This is a genomic window from Pantoea sp. Cr_R13 (assembly GCF_029222565.1).
In the GTDB taxonomy this organism is placed as follows: domain Bacteria; phylum Pseudomonadota; class Gammaproteobacteria; order Enterobacterales; family Enterobacteriaceae; genus Pantoea; species Pantoea eucalypti.
The window spans coordinates 326,203-349,812 of record NZ_JARHXL010000003.1 but is presented as its reverse complement, the minus strand read 5'-3'; the positions used below and the strand labels follow the sequence as shown (position 1 = coordinate 349,812).

17 protein-coding genes are annotated in these 23,610 nt (G+C 55.5%); 9 read left to right on the top strand and 8 right to left on the bottom strand.

Annotation, left to right across the window (positions count from 1 at the left end):
* Positions 1–19: 19 nt before the first annotated feature.
* Genes ssuE through ssuB form a run of 5 tightly spaced genes read left to right on the top strand, consistent with a single transcriptional unit; the run spans position 20 to position 4,284 of the window.
* Positions 20–571 carry an NADPH-dependent FMN reductase gene (ssuE, locus tag P2R09_RS02700; protein WP_275767271.1) on the top strand — a complete coding sequence of 184 codons (552 nt, stop codon included), beginning with the start codon at positions 20–22 and terminating at the stop codon, positions 569–571.
* An 11-nt stretch (positions 572–582) separates the two neighbouring features.
* Positions 583–1,536 carry a sulfonate ABC transporter substrate-binding protein gene (locus tag P2R09_RS02695; RefSeq protein ID WP_275766896.1) on the top strand — a complete coding sequence of 318 codons (954 nt, stop codon included), beginning with the start codon at positions 583–585 and terminating at the stop codon, positions 1,534–1,536.
* A 12-nt stretch (positions 1,537–1,548) separates the two neighbouring features.
* Entirely contained in the window at positions 1,549–2,697 is a 1,149-nt protein-coding gene (ssuD, locus tag P2R09_RS02690) for an FMNH2-dependent alkanesulfonate monooxygenase (protein WP_275766894.1), read from the top strand.
* 10 nt (positions 2,698–2,707) lie between these two features.
* Positions 2,708–3,499 carry an aliphatic sulfonate ABC transporter permease SsuC gene (gene ssuC / locus P2R09_RS02685; RefSeq protein ID WP_275767269.1) on the top strand — a complete coding sequence of 264 codons (792 nt, stop codon included), beginning with the start codon at positions 2,708–2,710 and terminating at the stop codon, positions 3,497–3,499.
* The gene (ssuB, locus tag P2R09_RS02680) at positions 3,496–4,284 is read left to right on the top strand and encodes an aliphatic sulfonates ABC transporter ATP-binding protein (RefSeq protein WP_275766892.1); all 789 of its coding nucleotides are present in this window, start codon (positions 3,496–3,498) and stop codon (positions 4,282–4,284) included. Before ssuC ends, ssuB begins: the two co-directional genes overlap by 4 nt.
* 73 nt (positions 4,285–4,357) lie before the next feature.
* Here the strand turns inward: ssuB and pepN are convergent, their stop codons facing one another.
* Positions 4,358–6,973, bottom strand: a complete 2,616-nt coding sequence (gene pepN, locus P2R09_RS02675; protein ID WP_187512715.1) for an aminopeptidase N — start codon at positions 6,971–6,973, stop codon at positions 4,358–4,360.
* A 243-nt stretch (positions 6,974–7,216) separates the two neighbouring features.
* On the opposite strand from pepN, the gene pncB reads away from it, so the two are divergent.
* The 4 genes from pncB (at position 7,217) to P2R09_RS02655 (ending at position 12,839) form a co-directional block, all read left to right on the top strand.
* Positions 7,217–8,422 carry a nicotinate phosphoribosyltransferase gene (pncB, locus tag P2R09_RS02670; protein WP_008925858.1) on the top strand — a complete coding sequence of 402 codons (1,206 nt, stop codon included), beginning with the start codon at positions 7,217–7,219 and terminating at the stop codon, positions 8,420–8,422.
* Between the two features lie 156 nt (positions 8,423–8,578).
* Entirely contained in the window at positions 8,579–9,979 is a 1,401-nt protein-coding gene (asnS, locus tag P2R09_RS02665; RefSeq protein WP_008925857.1) for an asparagine--tRNA ligase, read from the top strand.
* 299 nt (positions 9,980–10,278) lie between these two features.
* Complete coding sequence (gene ompF / locus P2R09_RS02660) at positions 10,279–11,415, top strand: porin OmpF (RefSeq protein ID WP_275766886.1); 1,137 nt, start codon at positions 10,279–10,281, stop codon at positions 11,413–11,415.
* 233 nt (positions 11,416–11,648) lie between these two features.
* A complete protein-coding gene (locus tag P2R09_RS02655; RefSeq protein ID WP_275766884.1) occupies positions 11,649–12,839 on the top strand; it encodes an amino acid aminotransferase in 1,191 nt (396 codons plus the stop codon).
* A gap of 65 nt (positions 12,840–12,904) precedes the next feature.
* Here P2R09_RS02655 and P2R09_RS02650 read toward each other — a convergent pair whose 3' ends face one another.
* From P2R09_RS02650 to cmoM, 7 genes are all read right to left on the bottom strand, one after another.
* Positions 12,905–13,534 (bottom strand): MBL fold metallo-hydrolase, encoded by a 630-nt coding sequence (locus P2R09_RS02650; protein ID WP_003849395.1) that lies wholly within the window; start codon positions 13,532–13,534, stop codon positions 12,905–12,907.
* A gap of 39 nt (positions 13,535–13,573) precedes the next feature.
* Positions 13,574–14,122: a YcbK family protein gene (locus P2R09_RS02645; RefSeq protein WP_003849393.1), complete on the bottom strand. Its 549-nt coding sequence runs from the start codon at positions 14,120–14,122 to the stop codon at positions 13,574–13,576.
* 185 nt (positions 14,123–14,307) lie between these two features.
* Complete coding sequence (ldtD, locus tag P2R09_RS02640; protein ID WP_275766881.1) at positions 14,308–16,119, bottom strand: L,D-transpeptidase; 1,812 nt, start codon at positions 16,117–16,119, stop codon at positions 14,308–14,310.
* Between the two features lie 147 nt (positions 16,120–16,266).
* Positions 16,267–20,754: a chromosome partition protein MukB gene (gene mukB / locus P2R09_RS02635; RefSeq protein WP_275766879.1), complete on the bottom strand. Its 4,488-nt coding sequence runs from the start codon at positions 20,752–20,754 to the stop codon at positions 16,267–16,269.
* Positions 20,751–21,476, bottom strand: a complete 726-nt coding sequence (mukE, locus tag P2R09_RS02630) for a chromosome partition protein MukE (protein WP_008925852.1) — start codon at positions 21,474–21,476, stop codon at positions 20,751–20,753. The genes mukB and mukE overlap by 4 nt, the downstream gene beginning before the upstream one ends.
* Positions 21,457–22,779 carry a chromosome partition protein MukF gene (gene mukF / locus P2R09_RS02625; RefSeq protein WP_275766874.1) on the bottom strand — a complete coding sequence of 441 codons (1,323 nt, stop codon included), beginning with the start codon at positions 22,777–22,779 and terminating at the stop codon, positions 21,457–21,459. The genes mukE and mukF overlap by 20 nt, the downstream gene beginning before the upstream one ends.
* Positions 22,776–23,561 carry a tRNA uridine 5-oxyacetic acid(34) methyltransferase CmoM gene (gene cmoM / locus P2R09_RS02620; protein ID WP_008925851.1) on the bottom strand — a complete coding sequence of 262 codons (786 nt, stop codon included), beginning with the start codon at positions 23,559–23,561 and terminating at the stop codon, positions 22,776–22,778. Before cmoM ends, mukF begins: the two co-directional genes overlap by 4 nt.
* Between the last annotated feature and the right edge of the window lie 49 nt (positions 23,562–23,610).

Sequence of the window (23,610 nt, the reverse complement as noted above, 5' to 3'; positions counted from 1 at the left end):
TTAGTTATAAGGAGTGATGATGCGCGTTATTACGCTGGCTGGCAGCCCACGATTTCCTTCCCGCTCGACTTCATTGCTGACGCTGTGTCAGCACAAGCTGGAAGCGCGTGGCATTGAAGTCATTCCCTGGAGTATTCACAACTTTCAGCCTGACGATCTGATCAATGCACGTTTTGATGCACCCGCGCTCCTGGCCCTCCGTGAAGACCTCGCGTCTGCTGATGGCCTGATTGTGGCGACACCTGTTTATAAGGCGTCCTTTTCAGGCGCGCTGAAAACCCTGCTCGATTTGCTACCTGAACGTGCACTCGAGCACAAGGTTGTGTTGCCGCTGGCCAGCGGCGGGAGTGTCGGCCACATGCTGGCGCTGGATTACGCCCTGAAACCGGTTCTTAACGCCTTAAAAGCGCAGGAGATCCTGCACGGTGTTTATGCCGAGGACAGCCAGATTACCCATTACGATCGTCAGCCGGTTTTACAGGATTCACTGTCACAGCGCCTGGATGAAGCCGTCACTGCGTTCTGGCTGGCGCTGACCCGTCACCATCACCCCGTTGCGCAAGCGGTATAAGGGAGAGTTTGATGAAGCAAATAGTTGGAAAGTGGCTGGTGGCAGGACTTTTACTCATCGCCCCTCTGGTTCAGGCCGCCGAATCCGATCCGGCTGAGATTCGTATCGGCTATCAGAAAGGTTCAGTCAGCATGGTGCTGGCAAAATCACATCAGTTACTGGAGAAGCGTTTTCCCCATACTCAGATTAAGTGGATCGAGTTCCCGGCGGGTCCACAAATGCTGGAAGCGCTGAACATCAACAGTATTGACCTCGGCAGCACCGGTGACCTTCCGCCACTGTTTGCCCAGGCCGCTGGCGCGGATCTGCTTTATGTCGGCTCTGAGCCGCCAAAGCCTAAAGCAGAAGTGATTCTGGTCCCAAAAGAGAGTCCTCTGAAGCAGGTCGCAGATCTGAAAGGGAAAAAGGTCGCGTTCCAGAAAGGCTCCAGCTCGCATAATTTACTGCTTCGCGCCTTACAGCAGGCGGGCCTGAGTTTTAAAGATATTACACCGGTTTATCTGACACCCGCCGATGCGCGCGCCGCCTTCCAGCAGGGAGATGTTGATGCCTGGGCAATCTGGGACCCCTACTACTCCTCGGTGCTGTTGCAGGGTCATTCGCGTCTGCTGACTGATGGCAGCGCACTTAATCTGACTGGCTCATTCTATTTAGCGACCCGCAGCTATGCCGAAGCCCATGGCGCCTTTATCCAGCAGGTTCTCGACACCTTTAGCGCGGCCGATGCGCTGACAATCAGCCAGCGTCAGCAGAGCACCACACTGCTGGCGCAGGCAATGGGTCTGCCTGAGCCGGTTATCGCCAGCTATCTCAGCCATCGGCCACCAACCCGGATTTCACCGGTGAGCGCTGAAACCGCTGCGGCTCAGCAGCGCACCGCTGACCTGTTCTATGCCAATCATCTGTTGCCCGTAAAAGTGACGATTCAGGATCGCATCTGGCAACCGCATACCGTAACGCACTAAGGAGCAACAATAATGAGCGTATCCATTTTCTGGTTTCTGCCGACGCATGGCGACGGTCACTATCTTGGTACTGCCGAAGGGGCGCGACCGGTTGATCACGCCTATCTGCAACAGGTGGCACAGGCCGCCGACCGCCTCGGCTTCGGTGGCGTATTAATCCCGACTGGCCGCTCCTGCGAAGATGCCTGGCTGGTTGCCGCCTCGCTGATTCCGGTCACTCAGCGCCTGCGCTTCCTGGTCGCGTTACGTCCCGGCGTGATTTCACCGACTCAGGCGGCGCGTCAGGCTGCCACTCTGGATCGGCTCTCCAATGGCCGCGCGCTGTTCAATCTGGTCACCGGCGGCGATCCGGAAGAGCTGGCGGGCGACGGTGTGTTCCTGGATCACCGTGAGCGTTACGCAGAGTCTGCCGAGTTTACCCGTGTCTGGCGTCGGGTGCTGGAAGGCGAAACCGTCGATTATGAAGGCAAGCACGTGAAGGTTCGCGGCGCGCGTCTGATGTTTAAACCGGTGCAGCAGCCTCGTCCGCCACTCTGGTTCGGTGGCTCTTCTGAACCGGCCCAGGAGCTGGCGGCCGAACAGGTCGATGTTTATCTCACCTGGGGTGAGCCGCCTGCGCAGGTTAAAGAGAAGATTGACCAGGTGCGCGCCAAAGCCGCTGCTCAGGGACGCACCGTACGCTTCGGCATCCGTCTGCATGTGATTGTGCGTGAAACCAATGAAGAGGCCTGGCAGGCCGCTGACCGGCTGATTGCCAATGTCGATGACGCCACTATCGCGAAAGCACAGGCAGCGTTCCAGCGGGCAGATTCTGTGGGTCAGCGCCGGATGGCCGCACTGCACGGCGGTCGACGCGACAAGCTCGAAATCAGCCCGAACCTGTGGGCCGGCGTGGGCCTGGTGCGCAGCGGAGCCGGTACGGCGCTGGTCGGCGATGGTCCGACGGTTGCCGCACGTATCAGGGAGTATGAAGCGCTGGGCATCGAAACCTTTATCCTGTCGGGATATCCGCATCTGGAAGAGGCGTATCGCGTTGGCGAACTGCTGTTCCCGCATTTGGATCTGCAGGTTCCCCTGGTGCCCCAGCCGCGGGTGGTTCAGGCGCACGGTGAAGCGGTCGCCAACGATTTTACCCCTGAGAAAAAAGTCGCCCGGGGCTGAGGAGAACATGATGGCCAGAACCCGAAAACGCCTTGCTGATACGTTGCTACCCTGGCTCCTGCCAACGCTGCTGGTCGTGGTGTGGCAGATAGCCTCACAGACCGGCTGGTTATCGAACCGCATTCTGCCCGCACCGGAGAAGATTGTGACCACCTTCTGGCAGCTGACTGCCAGCGGTGAACTCTGGCAGCACCTTGCGATCAGCAGCTGGCGGGCGCTGATCGGCTTCAGCATCGGTGGATCTCTCGGCCTGCTGCTGGGCTTAATCACGGGCACCTCAAAAACCGGTGAGCGTTTGCTGGATACCTCGCTGCAGATGCTGCGTAATGTGCCGCATCTGGCACTGATCCCGCTGGTGATCCTCTGGTTCGGCATTGATGAGTCCGCCAAAATCTTTCTGGTGGCGCTGGGCACGCTGTTCCCGATCTACCTGAATACTTATCATGGCATCCGCAACATTGATCGCGGGCTGGTTGAGATGGCCCGCAGCTATGGCCTCTCCGGCTGGAGCCTGTTTATTCAGGTGATCCTGCCTGGTGCGCTGCCCAATATCATGGTCGGCGTGCGTTTCGCGCTGGGTCTGATGTGGCTGACGCTGATTGTCGCCGAGACCATCTCCGCCAGTTCTGGCATCGGCTATCTGGCGATGAATGCGCGTGAATTCCTGCAGACCGATGTGGTGGTGGTGGCCATTATTCTCTACGCCCTGCTCGGCAAACTGGCGGATGTCGCCGCGTTGTTACTGGAACGTATCTGGCTGCGCTGGCATCCCGCTTACCAACTGAAGGAGGAGAACGCATGAGCCAGACTTTCTCACCGGCCCGCCTCAACACCGGTACGCCGGTTGGCGTCAACGGCGTCAGCAAACAGTATGGCAGTCGCACCATACTCAATAAGATCGACCTGCATATTCCTTCAGGTCAGTTTGTGGCGGTAGTGGGTCGCAGCGGCTGTGGCAAAAGCACCCTGTTGCGTCTGCTGGCCGGACTTGAACAGAGTTCCAGCGGTGAACTGCTGGCGGGCAATGCGCCGCTGCAGTCAGCGCGAGAAGATACACGCCTGATGTTTCAGGATGCGCGACTGCTGCCGTGGAAAAAAGTGATCGATAACGTCGGTCTGGGCCTGCGCGGGCGCGAATGGCGCAGCGCGGCAATGGATGCTCTGGCGGCGGTAGGACTGGCCGATCGGGCCAGTGAGTGGCCGGCTGCACTCTCTGGCGGTCAGAAACAGCGCGTGGCACTGGCCAGGGCGCTGATCCATCGACCTGGTTTGCTGCTGCTGGATGAACCGCTGGGCGCACTGGATGCCCTGACGCGCATTGAAATGCAGAGATTGATTGAGTCACTGTGGCAACAGCATAACTTTACCGTGTTGCTGGTCACACATGATGTCAGTGAAGCGGTGGCAATGGCGGATCGCGTGCTGTTGATTGAAGAGGGCGAGATCGGTCTGGATCTGCTGGTGGACCTGCCACGTCCGCGGCGTCGTGGTTCTGCGCGGCTGGCCGAGCTGGAAGCGGAGGTGCTGGATCGGGTGATGCAGCGCACGGAACGACCGCAGCCCGTCCGTTACGCGCAGCAGCGCTGAAATAAAAAACGCCTGATGCAGTGCATCAGGCGTTTTAACAGCATAGCGTGTCAACCTATGCCAGGACGGGTCATCAGGCGTTCAGTGCCCGGGTGATTTTCTCGTAAAGATCGCCAGAGAGCTTATCCAGCTGCAGCAACTGCTCAAGCGCCTGGCGCATCATCGCCTGACGGTCTTCGTCATAACGTTTCAGACGAATCAGCGGTTCTACCATTCGTGCCGCGACCTGCGGATTACGGGTGTTCAGGTCGGTAAGCATCTCCACCAGGAACTTATAACCGCTGCCATCTTTCGCATGGAACGCGGCCGGGTTAGCCGAGGCAAAGGCACCCACCAGCGAGCGAACGCGGTTTGGATTACTCATGGTGAAGGAGCGATGAGTCAGAAGCTGACGCACATTGCGCATCACGTTGGCAGCCGGGCTGGTGGCCTGCAGAACAAACCATTTGTCCATCACCAGACCATCCTGATGCCAGCGCTCATCGTACGCCGCCAGCAGCGCATCACGGCACGGCAACTGAGCCGCCACAGCCGCGGAAAGCGCCGCCAGTGCATCCGTCATGTTGGTCGCCTGGTGGTACTGCGTCTGTACCAGCTTGTCTGCCAGCTGCGCATCGCTAAAGGCAAGATAGGTCAGGCAGGTATTTTTCAGGCTGCGCTGACCAATCGCATCATGCTCCACGCGGTATTCAGGCTGCTGATTGGCGTTGTAGATGGCAAAAAACTCATCGGCCAGTTCACGTGCCAGCGTGCGTTGCAGAGCGTCACGCACCAGCGCAATCGCCTGCGGATCGATGGTATCGAACAGCTCGGCAATCTCATTTTCCGACGGAAGGGTCAGGATCAGCGCCGTCAGGGCTGGATCGCAGTCGGTATCCAGTAATACTGCACGGAAGGCGTCGGCGACATGCAGCGGCAGCGACAGATGCTGGCCCTGCTGATAGCGTGCAACGTTCAGACGGATGTAGGTCGCCAGCAGGCTCTGCGCCGCATCCCAGCGGGAGAAGTCGTTGCGGGCATGGCGCATCAGGAAGGTGAGCTGTGCATCACTCCATTTATAATCGAGTTTCACTGGCGCAGAGAATTCGCGCAGCAGTGACGGCACCGGCTGGAAGTAAACGTTATCGAAAATAAAGGTCTGGAACTCCTCGGTGACATTCAGCACATGGTGCACCGGATGACCGTTGTTCTGCAGCGGGATCACCTTGCCTTCACCGTCATAAAGTTCAATATCCAGCGGGATATGCAGGGGCAGCTTCTCTTTCTGATCGGCGGTCGCTGGCGTGTGCTGCGTGACGTGTAGGGTGTACTGCTCCAGTTCCGGATTGTAATCGTCGCGCACCGTCAGTACCGGCGTACCGGACTGGCTGTACCAGCGGCGGAACTGCGACAGATCGACGTTTGAGGCATCTTCCATCGCCTGGACAAAATCATCACAGGTGGCGGCGCTGCCGTCATGACGATCAAAGTAGAGCTTCATGCCTTTCTGGAAATTCTCTTCACCCAGCAGGGTATGCATCATACGGATCACTTCTGACCCTTTCTCATACACCGTCAGGGTGTAGAAGTTGTTCATCTCAATAACCTGATCCGGACGGATCGGGTGTGCCATTGGGCTGGCATCTTCGGCGAACTGCGCCCCACGCACGATACGCACATTATCGATGCGGTTCACGGCACGTGAACCCAGATCAGAGCTGAACTCCTGATCGCGGAACACGGTCAATCCCTCTTTCAGGCTGAGCTGGAACCAGTCGCGGCAGGTCACGCGGTTGCCGGTCCAGTTGTGGAAATATTCGTGGCCGATAACGGCTTCAATACCCAGATAATCTTTATCGGTCGCCGTTTCCGCTTTCGCCAGTACATATTTGGCGTTGAAGACGTTCAGGCCTTTATTCTCCATTGCGCCCATATTGAAGAAGTCCACCGCCACGATCATAAAGATGTCGAGGTCATACTCCAGGCCGAAACGCTCTTCATCCCACTTCATGCTGTTTTTCAGCGAGGTCATCGCCCAGTCGGCACGGTCGAGATTACCGCGATCGACGAAGATCTCCAGCGCCACATCACGGCCTGAACGGGTGGTAAAACTGTCACGCAACACGTCGAAATCGCCTGCCACCAGCGCAAACAGGTAACAAGGTTTCGGGAACGGATCTTCCCACTTCACCCAGCTGCGACCCTGCTCATCCCGGCCGCTGTCAATGCGGTTACCATTAGAGAGCAGGAATGGATAGCGTTCACCGTCTGCATAAATGGTGGTGGTAAAGCGCGCCAGGACATCCGGGCGATCGAGGTACCAGGTAATATGGCGGAAGCCTTCAGCTTCACATTGGGTGCAGAGCGCCTCGCCCGATTTGTACAACCCTTCCAGCGCGGTGTTCTGATCCGGATGAATATCATTGATGATTTTCAGGGTGAAGCTTTCCGGCAGCTGGCTGATCACCAGTGCGCCCTCTTCTTCACGGTAAGCCGTCCAGGGTTGCCCGTCGATCTCCAGCGCAATCAGCGTTAACGCTTCGCCGTCCAGTCGCAGCTCAGCCTGGCTGTCGCCCAGTCGTTTAACCTGGCTGATGGCCGTAACACGGGTGGTGGACGCATCCAGTTCAAAGGTTAAATCGATATCGGTGATGGTGTAATCAGGCGCACGATAATCGTGGCGATACTTGATTTGGGGCTGTTGCGTCATATTGCGTCTCGCGTTGTTATAAGTTTACCGGCAAAGTCTAAGCTTGTTACTACAAGCTTGCCACGCACAATGCACCTAAAGGGTGAAATGGCTACAGTTTGTTAACAAAGGCACAGATTGGCCTCGACCCACCCGACTGAAATATGCTGTGATCGGGTTCAGATAGTGAATTATACTTTCGCGTCTTTATGACTGTGTACAACACCGGGCTCTGCGCCACCGAACAGGATGCTGAAACGCGCCATGACAGGACATGCTTCCCCGATACTGACCTCGCTGCTGGATACGGACGCCTATAAGCTCCATATGCAGCAGGCCGTTTTCCACCGCTATCATGACGTAACGGTGGCGGCGGAGTTTCGCTGCCGCGGCGACGAACTGCTGGGTCTCTACGCTGACGAAATTCGTGACGCGATAACCGCTATGCAACACCTGGCGCTGACTGATGATGAAGCGACCTGGCTGTCACACCTCCCCTTCTTCCAGCAGGATTACCTCAGTTGGTTACGCCAGTTCCGCTATAACCCTGATCAGGTTGAGGTGCGCAATCACCATGGCAAACTGGATATCCGTATTCAGGGGCCGTGGCGGGAAGTCATTATGTGGGAGGTGCCGCTGCTGGCGCTGATCAGCGAGATTGTGCATCGTCATCGCACACCGCAGGTTACCACGCAGCAGGCGATTGACCATTTACACCAGAAACTCGGCGACTTTAAGACGCAGGTGGCTGACCTGGATATGTCACGCTTCCGCCTGATGGATTTCGGCACCCGTCGTCGCTACTCACAGGATGTGCAGCAGTCGATCGTCTCAACGCTGAAACAGGATTTCCCGTGGCTGATTGGCACCAGTAATTATGATCTGGCGCGCCGACTGTCACTCACGCCGGTCGGGACACAGGCGCATGAGTGGTTCCAGGCCTTCCAGCAGATCAGCCCGGTCCTCGCCAATAGCCAGCGCGCGGCGCTGCAGGCGTGGCTGGACGAGTATGACGATCAACTGGGCATTGCGCTGACTGACTGTATTGCCATGGACGCCTTCCTGCGCGATTTCGGTCCGTTGTTTGCCCGTCGCTATCAGGGACTGCGCCATGACTCCGGCGATCCGGTTGAATGGGGCGAAAAAGCCCTTGCCCACTATCAGAGCCTGGGTATCGATCCGCAAAGCAAACACCTGGTCTTCTCTGACAACTTAAATCTCGACAAAGCCCTGGCGTTATACCGCCACTTTGGCCAGCGGACGAATGTCGTGTTCGGCATCGGTACCCGCCTGACCTGCGACATTCCGGGCGTAACGCCACTGAATATCGTTATCAAGCTGGTGCAGTGCAATGGTAAACCGGTGGCGAAACTCTCAGACAGCCCCGGCAAAACTATCTGCCAGGATAAAGCCTTTGTAAAAGCCCTGCGAAAAGCCTTCGATCTGCCGCTGGTGAAAAAAGCGAGTTAATCCTCTTCTTATCGGGGCGTTGATGCGCCCCGCCTCTGCTGTAATAAATCTGCATTCCCCCTGAATTTTGCTTGTTTCCTGAAGACTCGCAAGTAACATAGCAAAACCCCGGATGGGGCAACTTTTAACTCACTTCTTCTATATAGAGAGATATTTATGAGCGTAGTGCCTGTAGCGGACGTACTGCACGGTCGCGTCGCGGTTGACAGTGAAGTCACCGTACGTGGTTGGGTGCGTACCCGAAGAGATTCCAAAGCCGGTCTTTCCTTCATCGCTGTCTATGACGGCTCCTGCTTTAATCCCGTTCAGGCTGTCGTCAATAATTCTCTGAATAATTATCAGGATGAAGTGCTGCGTCTGACCACCGGCTGTTCCGTTATCGTCACCGGTAAAGTGGTGGCATCGCCGGGTCAGGGCCAGGCGTTTGAGATTCAGGCAACCAGCCTGGAAGTGGTTGGCTGGGTGGAAGATCCGGACAGCTATCCGATGGCGGCGAAACGTCACAGCATTGAGTATCTGCGTGAAGTGGCGCACCTGCGTCCACGCACCAACCTGATTGGCGCAGTGGCCCGCGTTCGCCATACACTGGCGCAGGCGCTGCATCGCTTCTTCCATGAAAATGGCTATTTCTGGGTCTCCACGCCGCTGATTACCGCCTCCGATACCGAAGGTGCCGGTGAAATGTTCCGTGTCTCTACGCTGGATATGGAAAACCTGCCGCGCAACGATCAGGGCAAAGTCGATTTCAGCGAAGATTTCTTTGGCAAAGAAGCTTTCCTGACCGTTTCCGGTCAGCTGAACGGTGAAACCTATGCCAGCGCCCTGTCGAAGATCTACACCTTTGGCCCGACGTTCCGCGCAGAGAACTCCAACACCAGCCGTCATCTGGCGGAATTCTGGATGCTGGAGCCGGAAATTGCGTTTGCGACACTGGATGATGCCGCCGCCCTGGCCGAGTCAATGCTGAAGTATGTGTTCAATGCGGTGCTGGAAGAGCGCGCCGATGACATGGCCTTCTTCGCTGAGCGCGTCGATAAAGAAGCCGTAGAGCGTCTGCAGCGTTTCATTACCACTGATTTTGCCCAGGTCGACTACACCGACGCGGTTGAAATCCTGATGAACTGCGGTCAGACCTTCGAAAACCCAGTTTCCTGGGGAATCGACCTCTCCTCTGAGCATGAGCGTTACCTGGCAGAGAAACACTTTAAAGCGCCGGTCGTGGTGAAAAACTATCCGAAAGACATTAAAGCGTTCTATATGCGTCTGAACGACGATGGCAAAACCGTGGCGGCAATGGATGTTCTGGCGCCTGGCATTGGTGAGATCATCGGTGGTTCACAGCGTGAAGAGCGTCTGGATGTGCTGGATGCACGACTCGAAGAGATGGGTCTGAATAAAGAAGATTACTGGTGGTATCGTGATCTGCGTCGCTACGGTACCGTGCCACATTCTGGATTTGGTTTGGGCTTTGAACGTTTAATCGCCTATGTCACTGGCGTACAAAATGTAAGGGATGTTATCCCCTTCCCGCGCACGCCACGCAACGCGAGTTTCTGATTTCGGCATTAAATATAAGAAATTCATATATATAACGAGGTCGGCACTGCCGGCCTTTTTTTATTTTTGTAAATTTTGAGTTCACTCACAAAGTTCCGTGCTTTTTACATTTTGTAATACAAATTTTCCTGCTGAAACAAGATTACGAGTTTAGTAGCATTTAAGCGCTAGAATTACTGCGGGTGGGATGGAAAGATGCGTGCAGACACAGGAAGACACCAAACTTCGTTAAGGGTTCTGTAAAGATTTCCTGACGGCAGTGGCAGGTGTACAAATAACTCCAATGAGGGTAATGAATAATGATGAAGCGCAATATTCTTGCAGTGGTTATCCCTGCTCTGTTAGCCGCCGGCGCAGCAAATGCTGCAGAAATCTATAACAAAGACGGCAACAAACTGGACCTGTACGGTAAAGCTGTTGGCCTGCACTATTTTTCTGATAACGATGGCTCAGATGGCGACGGCAACAACGGCGACAAATCTTACGTTCGTTTCGGCTTCAAAGGCGAAACTCAGATTAATGACCAGCTGACCGGTTACGGCCAGTGGGAATACAACATTCAGGCGAATAACTCTGAAGGTTCTGACGCACAAAACGGCAACAAAACCCGTCTGGGCTTTGCTGGTCTGAAATTCGGCGACGCTGGCTCAATCGACTACGGCCGTAACTACGGTGTGGTTTATGATGCAATCGGCTGGACCGATATGCTGCCAGAGTTCGGTGGCGACTCAGGATACTCAGATAACTTCATGAACGGTCGTAGCACCGGCCTGCTGACCTACCGTAACACCAACTTCTTTGGTCTGGTAGATGGCTGGGACTTCGCACTTCAGTATCAGGGTAAAAACGAGCGTACCGACACGCGTCGTGCTAACGGCGACGGCTGGGGTGCATCAACCAGCTATACCTCACCAATCGGTGTTGGTATCGTTGGCGCATACAGCAGCAGCGATCGCACAAACTCTCAGGCAGACGGCACTACCGATATCAATGGTAACGTTGTTGGCCAGGGCAAACGTGCTGAAAACTGGGCAACTGCTCTGAAATATGATGCAAACAATGTTTACCTGGCAGCGATGTACGGTGAAACCCGTAACTCTACACCAATTACTATTAACACCAGTGTGAATGCTGCAGGCGTTACACAGACAGGTTCTGCCTCTGCTAACAAAGCACAGAACATTGAACTGGTTGCACAGTATCAGTTCGACTTCGGTCTGCGCCCATCCATTGCTTATGTTCAGTCTAAAGGCAAGGATATCGAAGGCGTTGGCGATGCTGACCTGGTTAAATACATCGACGTTGGTGCAACTTACTACTTCAACAAAAACATGTCTACCTACGTGGACTATCAGATCAACCAGCTGGATGACAATAACGCGCTGGGTCTGAACACCGATGACACTGTAGCAGTAGGCTTGGTTTACCAGTTCTAATCCTGCTTCCGACGGGTTAAAAAACGGGGCTAAAGCCCCGTTTTTTTATGGCTGTCATTCCTGAAATCTGCCCGACACTCCGCTTTTTACTTCGCCTGAAATTCAGCTTCTCCTCGCCGTGAAATGAACACGTGAAAATTGATGAATTTGTCTCGCAAACGGTTGGCATTTCCCTGGCCGGACGTTAACCTGACAGCTCTTTCCGCTAAAGTTCACGCTAATGGACCTGACACATGTTTGAATCGATCTCTGCTGCACCCGCCGATCCTATTCTTGGGCTGGCCGATCTGTTTCGTGCTGATGACCGCCCTGGAAAAATCAATCTGGGTATCGGCGTCTACAAAGACGAAACCGGCAAGACCCCGGTGCTGACCAGTGTTAAAAAAGCTGAGCAATACCTGCTGGAAAACGAAACCACCAAAAACTATCTGAGCATTGATGGCCTGGCTGATTTCGCCCGCTGCACGCAGGTCCTGCTGTTCGGTAATCAAAGCCCGCTGATCGCTGCAGGCCGCGCACGTACGGCGCAGACGCCAGGTGGCACAGGTGCGTTACGTGTCGCAGCAGATTTCCTCGCGACGCAAACCTCCGTGAAGCGGGTCTGGATCAGCAATCCGAGCTGGCCTAACCACAACAACGTGTTTAATGCGGCCGGTCTTGAAGTCTGTGAATATCACTATTATGACGCGGCAAACCATACGCTGGATTTTGAAGGCATGCTGACGTCGCTGCAGCAGGTTCAGCCAGGTGATGTGGTGCTGTTCCACGGCTGCTGCCATAACCCGACCGGTATTGACCCAACCGCTGAGCAGTGGCAACAGCTGGCGGAATTGTCACAGGCCAATGGGTGGCTGCCGTTGTTTGACTTCGCCTACCAGGGCTTTGCCCGTGGTCTGGATGAAGATGCAGAAGGCCTGCGCATTTTTGCCGCCTCGCATCAGGAACTGATCGTCGCCAGCTCCTACTCCAAGAACTTTGGTCTGTATAACGAGCGTGTCGGTGCCATCACCGTGGTGGCGGCTGAAGCCAGCGTGGCAGATACGGCGTTCAGTCAGGTGAAATACACCATCCGCGCTAACTACTCCAATCCGCCGGCGCATGGTGCCGCTATCGTCGCCACTATTCTGGGCAACGATACACTGCGAACCATCTGGGAGCAGGAGCTGTCAGATATGCGCCAGCGCATTCAGCGCATGCGTCAGCTGTTTGTGAACACCCTTGCAGAGAAAGGCGCTCAGCGTGACTTCAGCTTTATTATTAAGCAAAACGGTATGTTCTCGTTCAGTGGCTTAACCAAAGACCAGGTAATTCGCCTGCGTGAAGAGTTCGGTGTCTATGCCGTTAACTCAGGCCGGGTGAATGTGGCAGGCATGACGCCAGACAATATGTCGGCACTGTGCGAAGCGATTGTCGCGGTGCTGTAACGCTGACGACGAAACAAAAATGGGCCTGATGGCCCATTTTTTATTGCAGGAAAGATCGCTGATTTTTACTGCAGAAAAGGGTTACTCACGCGCTCATGTCCCAGCGTAGAAATCGGACCGTGACCGGGCAGAAACGTCACATCATCGCCCAGCGGCAGTAATTTTGTGCGGATAGCATTGATAAGCTGCTGATGATCGCCCTGCGGGAAGTCTGTGCGTCCCACCCCGCCATTAAAGATAACGTCGCCTGAAATCAGCAATCGTCCCTGACGGTCAAAGAAGACCACGTGGCCAGGTGAATGTCCCGGACAGTGCAGGACTTCGAGCGTGATCAACCCTACCTGAACGCTCTCCCCCTCTTCAAGCCAGCGATCGGGGGTAAAAGGTGCGCACTCGTCCAGGCCGAACATCCGGCTCTGGGTAGGCAGCGCTTCCAGCCAGAAAGCATCGCGCTTTTGCGGGCCGATAATCGGAATCTGCCAGAAGGCAGCCAGTTCAACGGCAGCCCCGACGTGATCAAGATGTCCATGCGTCAGCAGAATCTGAGCAGGTTTAAGTCCGAGTTGTTCCAGCGTTTGTTTGACAAGTTCGGCATCGCCGCCGGGATCGACCAGCGCGGCTTCGCGCGTGGAGTCGCACCAGATCACTGAGCAGTTCTGGGCAAACGCTGTAACAGGAATAATGTGGTAATTCATAACGCTCCATGACCGGCTCACGCAGCGTTGCCGGTGTCGTTACCAGTGCCTGATCGGCCCGGTATCAATATGTACAAAGTTACTGCGGGGATAATATCCTACACCACCTGCGCGCAGAGATAACGCCGCTTTGCGTACATTGGCGAGCGAAACGCCTTCGATATGAAAATCCATCGCCTGACCCTTGGTGTGGTAGCTGTGCTTTGCCACACCTGGACCACTCTCACGTAGCATGTTGTTGGTTGCCAGTGAGCGATAGCCGGACACCAGCTGAATCGGTTTACGCATACCCAGCAGCGCCTGCAGGCGAAAAATCTGATCAAACAGGTGCGGATCGATGCTTTTCACTTTATTGGCGCGATAGTCCCGGAAAAAGTGATTTAATCGTGACAACTCATCCTTGTCGTAACTCTTACCATTAAAAAACTCAGTTTTAAGGGTTTCACCGGTGTGAAGATTATTAAGCATCAATACACGCGGACGAGACGTAGAAAGCGAGGCCCTTGCGGAAGCAGGCAATAAAGCCAGTCCGGCGGCGGCACTACCACACAGCAGTAGTTTGCGACGAGAAGAATCAATAGTAGACATGTAACGGTTTACCTGAGAATGAAGCCCGAGAAATGTGCAAAAAGCGCACACGCCGAACCATAACTTTCTCTCAGAGAAGCGTCAACCCATCTGCCCATGGTTTGTGAAGCGATCCCCGGAGGGATCGCCATTTGAAAATATTAGTGTAAATGACCGGGACGCTGCTAACGATTTAAAATCAATCACTAGAGCAGTAACTGCTCAGCCCGACTGAGAGCCTGACTGCCCGAACGGGCGGTGTCATCATAATTGTAAATATCTGTGCGGAACTGGGGTTTGCCATCATCAGCGACCCACGCCGTAAGATAATAGAGATTCACTGGAATGCGATGGCGAATCGGAACATAGCGGGTGTCGCCCTCTTTTAACGTGCTGGAAATACGCGCATCGTTCCAGCCCGCGTCCTGCAGTAATAATCCCGCCAGTTCAGATGCTTTATTCACCCGGACACAGCCGGAGCTGAGCGCGCGGATATCACGCTGGAACAGATTATGGTTTGGCGTGTCATGCAGGTAGATCGCATCCGAGCTTGGCATATTAAATTTATAACGGCCCAGCGCATTCGCCTCCCCCGGTGCCTGAATCAGGCGATAAGGGAATGATGAGGCGGTGACCATACGCCAGTCGATCATGCTGGGATCAATCACTTCAGCGTCAGCACTCCAGCCCGACAGCAGGGTATAACCATGCTTGTAAAGATAGGTCGGATCCAGTTTCACTTTTGGAATAATATCTTTTCGCACCAGTGTTGTTGGCACATTCCACGGCGGATTCAGCACCACATTATTGAGTGCGCTGCGCATCAACGGCGTTTTACGGTCCGGACGTCCGACGATGACGCGTGATGAGAGGATCTTATTGCCATTGTTGTAGTAAATCAGCGAGTAGTTGGCGATGTTCACCATGATGCCGTTATGCATATCGTCCGGCAGCAGGCGGAGACGCTGAATGTTCAGCGCGAGTAACGACGCACGCATCTGCGGAGAGACGTTAAGCCACTGACGGGTTCTGGCACCGATAGCCCCATCACCATCCAGTCCCTGCCACTGCTGGAAACGCTTCACCGCCGCCACCAGCGTCTCATCATAAATATTGGCGGTATTTCCTTCCAGCGTCTGACTCTGTACGTTACCCGGTGATTGTGGTGATGGGGTGAGCAGATTGCTGACTGGCGCGGCAGAAGGACTGACTGCAACAGGCTGATCGCTGTGCGTTACTGGCGAGGCGGCAACGGGTACCGCATCGTCATTGGGTGTCGGCGCGTTAACCTGCGCCGTTAACATGCCGCTGCGCTGCAAAATTTCGCGTAGCGCAGGCACGTCATCACTGACCTGGCCCGGACGCAGTGTTTCACTGCTTTTCAGCTGCGGCCAGGGCTGCTTATCGCTAAGCAGGGTGATAAGCGCAGCATGCATGGGCTGATACTGTGGATGCTGCGGCTGTAAGGAGGCAATAAATGCATTGTCAGAACCGGCATTGACCGCATTCTGCCACTGATTAACCACCGCCACGGAGGGCTGGGTCAGCCTGTAGGGAATATTGCTGTAGAGCCAGGTTTCACCCTGCGTCGGCACATTCGACACAAATTGCAGATAACCGAGCATCGCATCAGACAACGCAATATCCCGGGCAAAGCCGGTAATGGCGGGGTTGGTCAGACGCTCAATCCAGCGCGTGAACTGCGGCTGAACGCCAGACAGCGCCACTTCTGCCAGCTGCTGCTGAAATTTTTGCACCGCCTGAGGATCCTGCCAGAGCGGTTGCATATGACGGGATGCATAAAGCGCTGCCAGCGGTCCCAGATAAAATGGCTGGTCGGCGCTGGAAAACGCCTGTCGAATGCGCTGCTGACTGTCGGATACGGAGATGGCCGCCTGACTTGTTCCAGGCAAAGCGGCGATGACAGCAGCCTGCGGTAGCGTAAATGGAACAACGGATAGCGCCAGCGCCAGCAATGATACAACGCGATGATGATGTAATTTTTTTACCCGCAACATCCCTGCCTCCTTATTTTTCAACTTCGCAGCATTCCCTGTATCCGCTGCGACCGCGCTGTGACTCATCATGTGAGTATACAAACAAAAACGGCATTTGCCTCATGCGACAAATGCCGTAACCAGATTAACGAATGGTTCAGTTTTTGACTACGTTTCCGCCTGTGATTTTTCAGCCGTTAAATCGGGTAATGCATCGGCTTCGCTTCCCGCACGCACCGGCGAAGGATCCGCAGCAAAACCACGCAGGCCAACCACATGCACATGCTCGGTGTTATTAAACACTTTACGCACCAGTTTGTAGGTCGTGCCTTTCTCTGGGCTGATGTTCTCTGGCGCGGCAATCACCAGTTGCATCTCCAGTCGTTCACACAGTTCAAACAGTGTGGCGATGGAGCGGGCATCCAGACGGGCCGCTTCATCAAGGAACAGCAGTCGGCATGGCGAAATGTCTTTGCCTCGCAGACGACGGGACTCCTCTTCCCAGCTTTGCACCACCATCACAAGAATGGACATACCGGTACCAATCGCTTCACCGGTTGAGAGCGCACCGCTCTCTGCACGCAGCCAGCCATCAGAACCCCGGTTAACTTCCACTTCCATCTCCAGATAGTTGCGGTAGTCCAGCAGCTCCTCGCCGATGGTCTGCGGCGTACGCTGCCCCATGTCGATGTGCGGATTGAGACGCTGATAAAGCTTCGCCAGCGCTTCGGAGAAGGTCAGGCGATTACTGTTAAACAGATCCTGATGCTGCTCGTGCTCCTCCGACAGTGTGTCCAGCAGCATGGCATGCGTTTCACGCACATTCACGTTGAGCCGTACGCTGTGCACCTGACCAAAGCTGACGGTCTGCAAGCCCTGGTTGAGCTGACGGATGCGATTCTGTTCGCGCTGGATTGTTTTACGGATGATATTGGCCGCACTGCGCGAACTGATCGCCAGCATCTGCTCACGTGCCGTCAGCTCTTCGGTCAGACGGTTCAGTTCGATTTCCATCTGTTCAATCGCTTCGACCGGATCGTCAGTACGAATAATATCCTGACGGATACGCTCACGCAGATGCTGATAAACCGCAATAAAGAACTGAATCTTACGTTCCGGTCGTTTTGGATCTTCCGACAACCGCAGCACATCGCGCAGATGTTCGTTATCCGCCACCGCCAGACGAAGCGCACCCAATGCTTTATCCGACATCGAGCGCAGTTCATCGCCGCTCAGGTAGGCCAGTTCACGGCGATGCAGACGACGCTCAACGCCATTCTCTTTCACCAGACGCAGTACGGTACACCAGCCCGCTTTGGCGCTGACCACCTGCTCCCGCACCAGATGATATTGACGCTCCAGCTGACGCAGTCGCTTCTGCAGGTTATCCATCTCCGCTTCGCAGAAGGTGAGTTGTTTCTCCAGCTGATTGCGGCGGGCACGGTTGTGGCTGAGTGCTGTGTACAGCTCGTCACGACGAACGCGCGCGCGCGCTTCTGCACTGCTGTCAGCCTGGACGCCAATGTCCTGCATTTCCTGCTGCAGCTCTTTCAGCATGTCGCGTTTCGCGTCATAGGCGCTTTTCAGCGAGGCGAGCACCTGCGAGTATTGCGTCAGCTGCGCCTGATGTTCACGCAGGCGATCACGACTGCGACTACGTTCACCTTCAGCCTGATCCAGACGCTGACGCAGCTTATCGCTGAGGTCATTGTTGCCGTTGAGCATGCTGGCTGAGTCGTCATAGCTGAAGTGGGCGCGACGCTGCACCACTTCGGTCAGGGCAAAGGCCTGCTGACGCGCATTACGCTGTTGCTGCTGTGCCTGCTGATAATCCGCCTGCAGCTGCTCGTGCTGTTCCGGGTCGCTCTGCAACACGGCGATAATTGGCTCAAGTTTCGCCAGTTTCGCGCCGTGCTGATGCAGAAAGCGCGCCGCATCCTGCGCCGCATCGACCTGCTCACGAATCTCTTCGCAACGATCGCCCAGCGTATCATCCAGCAGCAGGTTAACGCGTGGCAGCAGTCGGTTTAGCTGTGACACGCCCTCTTTCGCCAGCTCATACTGCTGGCGCTGCTGCTGATTATTGCTCTCGTGCTGATTCAGCGCCCGTTCCAGTTCAGCCCGGCGTGCGCCCAGCTGACGGATCTGCGCTTCCGGGTCAGCGTCAAACGCCACGGCCAGATGACTGCCGATAAAACGGCTGAACGACTGATGCAGACGTTGCGTTTTCTGCACGTCAAACGACAGCGTCGCGTAGCGTCCGGCCAGCTTGTCGCGTTCAAGATGCAGCAGCTCCAGCTGATTTTCACGCGCAGCACGGCCAAACAGCGGTATTTTCGGGAAGCGGGAGTAGCGCCACTGACGCTCAGCCACCTTCACAACCACCGCATTCTGCAGCTCATCCACGCTGAAAACGCTGTCATCGAACGACTGCGGATCACCTTCGATCAGATAGAGATCTTCCGGGCACTCCTCCAGCCCGTCCAGCAACTCACGAACACGTGACAGATCCGGCACCACGATCGCATGACGTGACGGACCGTAGAGTGCGGAGAAGTACGGCGCATCATCCAGTGTGACATCATCATAAATTTCAGACAGTAAGACGCCGCCAAAACGTTCTGCCAGCTGGGTCAGTCGCGCATCTTCCGCACCGCCTGGCTGGCTGAGTCGTTCAATCTGCTGCTCGATATCGCGTTTTTGTGCGGCCACTTCGTCGCGCTCGACGGTGCTTTCACGCTCACGCTCCAGCAGCTGCTGCATATATTCGGTGACGTCCTGGCTGCTGTTCAGCGCCTGGCCAGTCTGTTCGCTGAGCTGCGTCAGAATCTCCTGCGCCGCCAGCCAGTGTGGCGCGCGGGCGGTCAGGCTGGCGATGCGTTCACGCAGCTGTTCCAGCTCCTGACGCATCATCATGCGCTGCTCACCGGCGTCCGAGACGCTGCTGTTCAGCTGTTCAATCTGTGCTTCCAGTTTCTGCTGCAGGCCAGCCAGCGCATCGGCTTCGTAATGCTGTCCCTGGCGCTTGCAGAACTCAGCCAGCAGACGCTCCGCCTCATGCTGCTCGCGCAGGCGCTGTTCCAGCTCATTGAGACGCAGACGCAGCGATGAGAGCTGTTCCGCGTGATGACGCTGATTGCTGGCATCACGCAGCAGTTCGCGACCGGTTTGCCAGGCATCCTGACGAGACACATCACCGGCAATGCTGGTCACCAGCGCCAGCGCCTGTTCGAACTGACTGTGTGCCGCTTCCGCCACGCTCAGCTTCTGTTCCAGGCGCAGCAGGCGTTCTGTCGCCTCTTCCTCTTTGGCCTGGAAACTTTCCTGCCATTCAGCGGCATTGTCGATGCTCAGATCGGGCAGCTGGCAAAGCGTACGGGCGCGTTCCAGCGCCTGCAAGGCCTGCTGATACTGGATGGCGCGGGTTTGCTGCACGTCGAGTGCCTGCTGGAAATCGGCCAGCTGACTTTTCAGCTCATCCACTTCCAGCTCAGCTGCTTCGGCACGCGCTTCATTCTCTTCCTGAATTTCACGCGCTTCGGCGACCACTTCGGTCTGCTCTTCCAGACGCAGCGTCAGATCTTCGATATCGGCATCGTAACGCTCAATCTTCTCCTGCTGACGCATCGCCGTCTGCACCAGGTTCAGGTGATCGCTGGCGGCCTGATAATCGACTTCGAGATCGTTCTCTGCGCCACTGTGTTCAGCCAGTTCGCGCGCCATCTCAACATGACGATACTGCTCGGTGGCGAGCTGCTTGCGACTGCTGAACAGCTCACTGCGCAGTTGTAACGCACTGTCGAGATGCCCCCGACGCTCATTGGCGTGGCGCATATAGTCAGCCGAAACGTAGCTGGTCGCCTCGGAGATCAGATGCTTAAAGAGATCGCGGTCAGACTGGGTAACGCGGATTGCCTCCAGCGTCATGCGGTTTTCGCGCAGCGCCGCTTCCATGTCCTGAAACGCTTTACGCACGCCGCTGTTTTCAGGCAGCAGGTAATCACGCAGCGATCGGGTGATGGCGCTGGAGATACCGCCATACAGTGAGGCTTCAATCAGGCGATAAAACTTGCTGCGATCGCTGGCAGAACGCAGACGTCGCGGCACCACGCCCAGATCAAACATCATGGCGTGATAATCGGTAATTGAGTTATAGGCGCGGAACTGTACGCCTTCCTGCGCCTCAACCCGCTCTTTCACCTCATTCAGCGGCAATACGCGTGCCTGACGGCTGTTAAGCACTTCCGTCAGCATATCGGTCGGGTTGGTATCGGTTGGCAGGCCATGGATACTGAAAGGTTTAATATCGACCTTTTTATCGCGTCCGGCGACCTGTTGCAGACGGACACCGACCACCACACGCTGATGGCGAGAATTCACTACATCCAGCATGGAGTAACAGACGCCGGCACGCAGCTTCCCGTGCAAACCTTTGTCACGTGATCCTGACGTTGCGCCCGCTTCGGTAGTATTTCGGAAGTGCAGCAATGTTAAATCGGGGATCAGCGCGGTAACAAATGCCGCCATGGTGGTGGACTTACCCGCACCGTTACCGCCTGACAGCGTGGTCACTAATTCATCGAGATCAAAAGTACGGGCAAAAAAGCCGTTCCAGTTGATCAGCGTAAGCGAACGAAACTTTCCGCGCTCAATCATGCCTGTTCTTCCTCTGCGTTCTCACTCGCGTCGCCTTCCTGACCGTCACCTTCGTCGGTGTCGACCGGTGCTGTCGCGTTTTCCAGTAGCATGGCTTCGCCATCACGAATCAGGCGAAGCTGCGCTTCACGGGCGTCATCACCGCTGCGCACGTCGGCACCAAAGCGGAACACGGATTCAGTGATGCGGAATTTGCTGCTGTCGTTACCGTAAAACCACACCATACCCAGACGGCGCAAACGGCTCAGAGAGGCGCGCACTTTCTCCTGCAGTTTGGTGCGATCCAGATCCGAACCGGTGGAACGCTGGTTAACCAGCTTCAGCAGGCGATTCTCGTCCGCCAGCGAGAGCAGCTCGTCGTAAAGCTCCTGCTGGGTAAAAATCCCTTCATTGGCCAGGCGTTCCGGACTGAGGTAGAGATAGCAAAGAATTTTCCCGACCATCATGTCCAGCTCAGAAAGCACGGAACGCGGAATCAGCGTGGTTGAACGCGGACGCAGATAGAAAAAACCTTCCGGCGCACGAATTAACTCAACGTGATAACGGCTGTAAAACTCTTCGAGAAACGACTGGTAGTCCATCAGAAACGCGTGATTATCCAGCTCTTCGATACCGATATGACGTCCGGCGCGTAACTGGCTATCCAGCGCGGGAAAAATCGGGTTGGCCAGTGCCTGTGCCAGCTTAACCGGCATCACTTGTTCAATATTTGTCGATGACATGTGCCTGCACCTTGGCTCCGTAATCATTGATGGCTTGCCATTCCACAGGCAAACCGGCTAAATCAGCTTCTGCTACGCCAAGGCGCACCGCCTGATCCACCACAATGCGTGCCAGATCGAAATGGCGGGCGCGTGGATACTGGGCCAGGTAGTCGCGCATCACTGACGCGAGGTTGAGCGGTTTTTGTTGCGATTTATAGACCTGCAGCGCGTCTTCAATCATCGCTGCCAGCTGTTCGCGAATTTCGTTGATCTCTTCGTATTCCATCTCCGGCGGCAGTTCGCCCATCACTTCGTCATTCCGCAGCGTCAGCGCTTCATCACGCATGTCATACAGACGGTCGGCGTTGGCGTAGGTCAGCGCCCAGGGCGCGTCGAAGTAATTCTGTACTGATACCCGCAGGCGCTGCGCAAAGACGCGGTTCTTATCCATGTCGATGGCAGTACGAATGAATTTATGCACATGGCGGTCATAGCCGATCCACAGGTCGATCGCCTGCTGGCCCCAGCTGGTAATCCGGTCGAGCTTGCTTTGCAGGTCAAACACCAGCTTATCGACAAAGCCCAGGTCCGGGCTGTCCAGCGTGGCATCCTGAATCCGCAGCAGGTTTTCCTGAAGTTTGTCGCCCGCAGCTTCCAGCGTATCCTGCAGTTCACGCAACGTCCCTGACGTTTCGGAAAGCAGCATTTCACAGCTGGAAATAGCCGCGCGCCAGTCTTTATTCAGCAGTTCAGCAATATCGTTTTTCACCGCCTGTTGCTGTTCATCCATCAGACGCTGGGTCATATCAATGCTGTCGAAGATCTCCGCCACCGAATATTTCAGCGGCGCAAAAACATTGCGATGCCAGTGGAACTCGTCGCCGTTTTCCTGCGCCGCATCGGCTGCTCGCTTAAGCTCATTGGCCACAATCGACAGCTGCATAGACAGGCGCAGCGTCGAAAATTCTCGCTGACGGATGTAATAGTCAGTGATGCCGATGGCCAGCGGCGTCAGGCGATAGATAGCGTTGCCTTCGGTCAGTTCGCTGGTAAAGCGGTTGAGCAGGCGCTGTCGCACCATGTCATTAATGGCGTTGTTGGCGCGAACCAACACGGTTTCGTGGGTTTGTTCGAAAGCTTTACTGACGTGACGGAATGCATCAATCAGATCGCCTTCACTCATTTCGCCATCCATCCGCTCACCATTAAGGGTGGCGATAGCCAGCAAAAAGGCCAGACGTTCCACTGGCAGCGCAAGGGAAAAGTCATTTTTGCGCGCCCAGGAGACCAGTTCAGGTACCGTCTGGGAAAATTCACTCATAATTCGTCCTTCTGCCCGGGTTTACGCGCGGTCACGTGGATGTAACGCCCTAAGCTCAAAAAGGGTTCCTGACGGCAGTAACGCCGCTCCATCTCAATAATTTCGTCGTCGCTTTTTGGTTCGCCCTTCGGCGGCTTCATGTAATCACTGAATACCCGGATCCCGGCACGCTGTTCAATCACAAAACCACACGCCTCCAGCCAGCGATAAACCTGTTCAGGGTCGCGCGGATAATCAGGCGACAGCGTTCGCTTTTTGCGTTTGGTCAGATTGGTGCGCAGATAGCCGAAATTACCCAGCGTTAAGGTGCGCAGTGTCAGGCCGTGCAGATTGTAAAACATCAGCGACATGACGCCTCCTGGACGCAGCAGATCGAACAGCGCTTTCAGCACCGTCTCCGGTTCAGCGACCCATTCAAGCACAGCGTGGAACAATACCAGATCCACCGGCTTATCCAAATGTTCGCCCACCTGCTGAGCGCTAATTTGTCTGAATTGCATGTTATGGCTCACACCCTGCGACACCGCATTTTCCTCTGCCCGGCGTAGCATCTCACCAGAGAGATCGCACAGCAGAACCTGATGGCCCTGTGCCGCAAGCCCGCTGGAGACCTGGCCAATACCGCCGCCCGCGTCCAGCACCGACAGCGGGTGTGACGACAGATCGGGCAGAATCTTCTCCAGCTCGTCCCAAAGAATGGCCTGCCGTATTTTCCCTTTAGTGGTGCCGTAAATATTTTGCGAAAATTTATCCGCGAGATCGTCAAAGTTACGATCCTGCATGGCATGCGCTCCGGTATGCTGCGGTGAGACTTGTGCTATTTTGTCACAG

Excerpts from the sequence above, each read along its gene's own strand:
- ssuE (WP_275767271.1), top strand. The coding sequence starts at position 20 with ATGCGCGTTATTACGCTGGCTGGCAGCCCACGATTTCCTTCCCGCTCG.
- P2R09_RS02695 (WP_275766896.1), top strand. The coding sequence starts at position 583 with ATGAAGCAAATAGTTGGAAAGTGGCTGGTGGCAGGACTTTTACTCATC.
- ssuD (WP_275766894.1), top strand. The coding sequence starts at position 1,549 with ATGAGCGTATCCATTTTCTGGTTTCTGCCGACGCATGGCGACGGTCAC.
- ssuC (WP_275767269.1), top strand. The coding sequence starts at position 2,708 with ATGGCCAGAACCCGAAAACGCCTTGCTGATACGTTGCTACCCTGGCTC.
- ssuB (WP_275766892.1), top strand. The coding sequence starts at position 3,496 with ATGAGCCAGACTTTCTCACCGGCCCGCCTCAACACCGGTACGCCGGTT.
- pepN (WP_187512715.1), bottom strand. The coding sequence starts at position 6,973 with ATGACGCAACAGCCCCAAATCAAGTATCGCCACGATTATCGTGCGCCT.
- pncB (WP_008925858.1), top strand. The coding sequence starts at position 7,217 with ATGACAGGACATGCTTCCCCGATACTGACCTCGCTGCTGGATACGGAC.
- asnS (WP_008925857.1), top strand. The coding sequence starts at position 8,579 with ATGAGCGTAGTGCCTGTAGCGGACGTACTGCACGGTCGCGTCGCGGTT.
- ompF (WP_275766886.1), top strand. The coding sequence starts at position 10,279 with ATGATGAAGCGCAATATTCTTGCAGTGGTTATCCCTGCTCTGTTAGCC.
- P2R09_RS02655 (WP_275766884.1), top strand. The coding sequence starts at position 11,649 with ATGTTTGAATCGATCTCTGCTGCACCCGCCGATCCTATTCTTGGGCTG.
- P2R09_RS02650 (WP_003849395.1), bottom strand. The coding sequence starts at position 13,534 with ATGAATTACCACATTATTCCTGTTACAGCGTTTGCCCAGAACTGCTCA.
- P2R09_RS02645 (WP_003849393.1), bottom strand. The coding sequence starts at position 14,122 with ATGTCTACTATTGATTCTTCTCGTCGCAAACTACTGCTGTGTGGTAGT.
- ldtD (WP_275766881.1), bottom strand. The coding sequence starts at position 16,119 with ATGTTGCGGGTAAAAAAATTACATCATCATCGCGTTGTATCATTGCTG.
- mukB (WP_275766879.1), bottom strand. The coding sequence starts at position 20,754 with ATGATTGAGCGCGGAAAGTTTCGTTCGCTTACGCTGATCAACTGGAAC.
- mukE (WP_008925852.1), bottom strand. The coding sequence starts at position 21,476 with ATGTCATCGACAAATATTGAACAAGTGATGCCGGTTAAGCTGGCACAG.
- mukF (WP_275766874.1), bottom strand. The coding sequence starts at position 22,779 with ATGAGTGAATTTTCCCAGACGGTACCTGAACTGGTCTCCTGGGCGCGC.
- cmoM (WP_008925851.1), bottom strand. The coding sequence starts at position 23,561 with ATGCAGGATCGTAACTTTGACGATCTCGCGGATAAATTTTCGCAAAAT.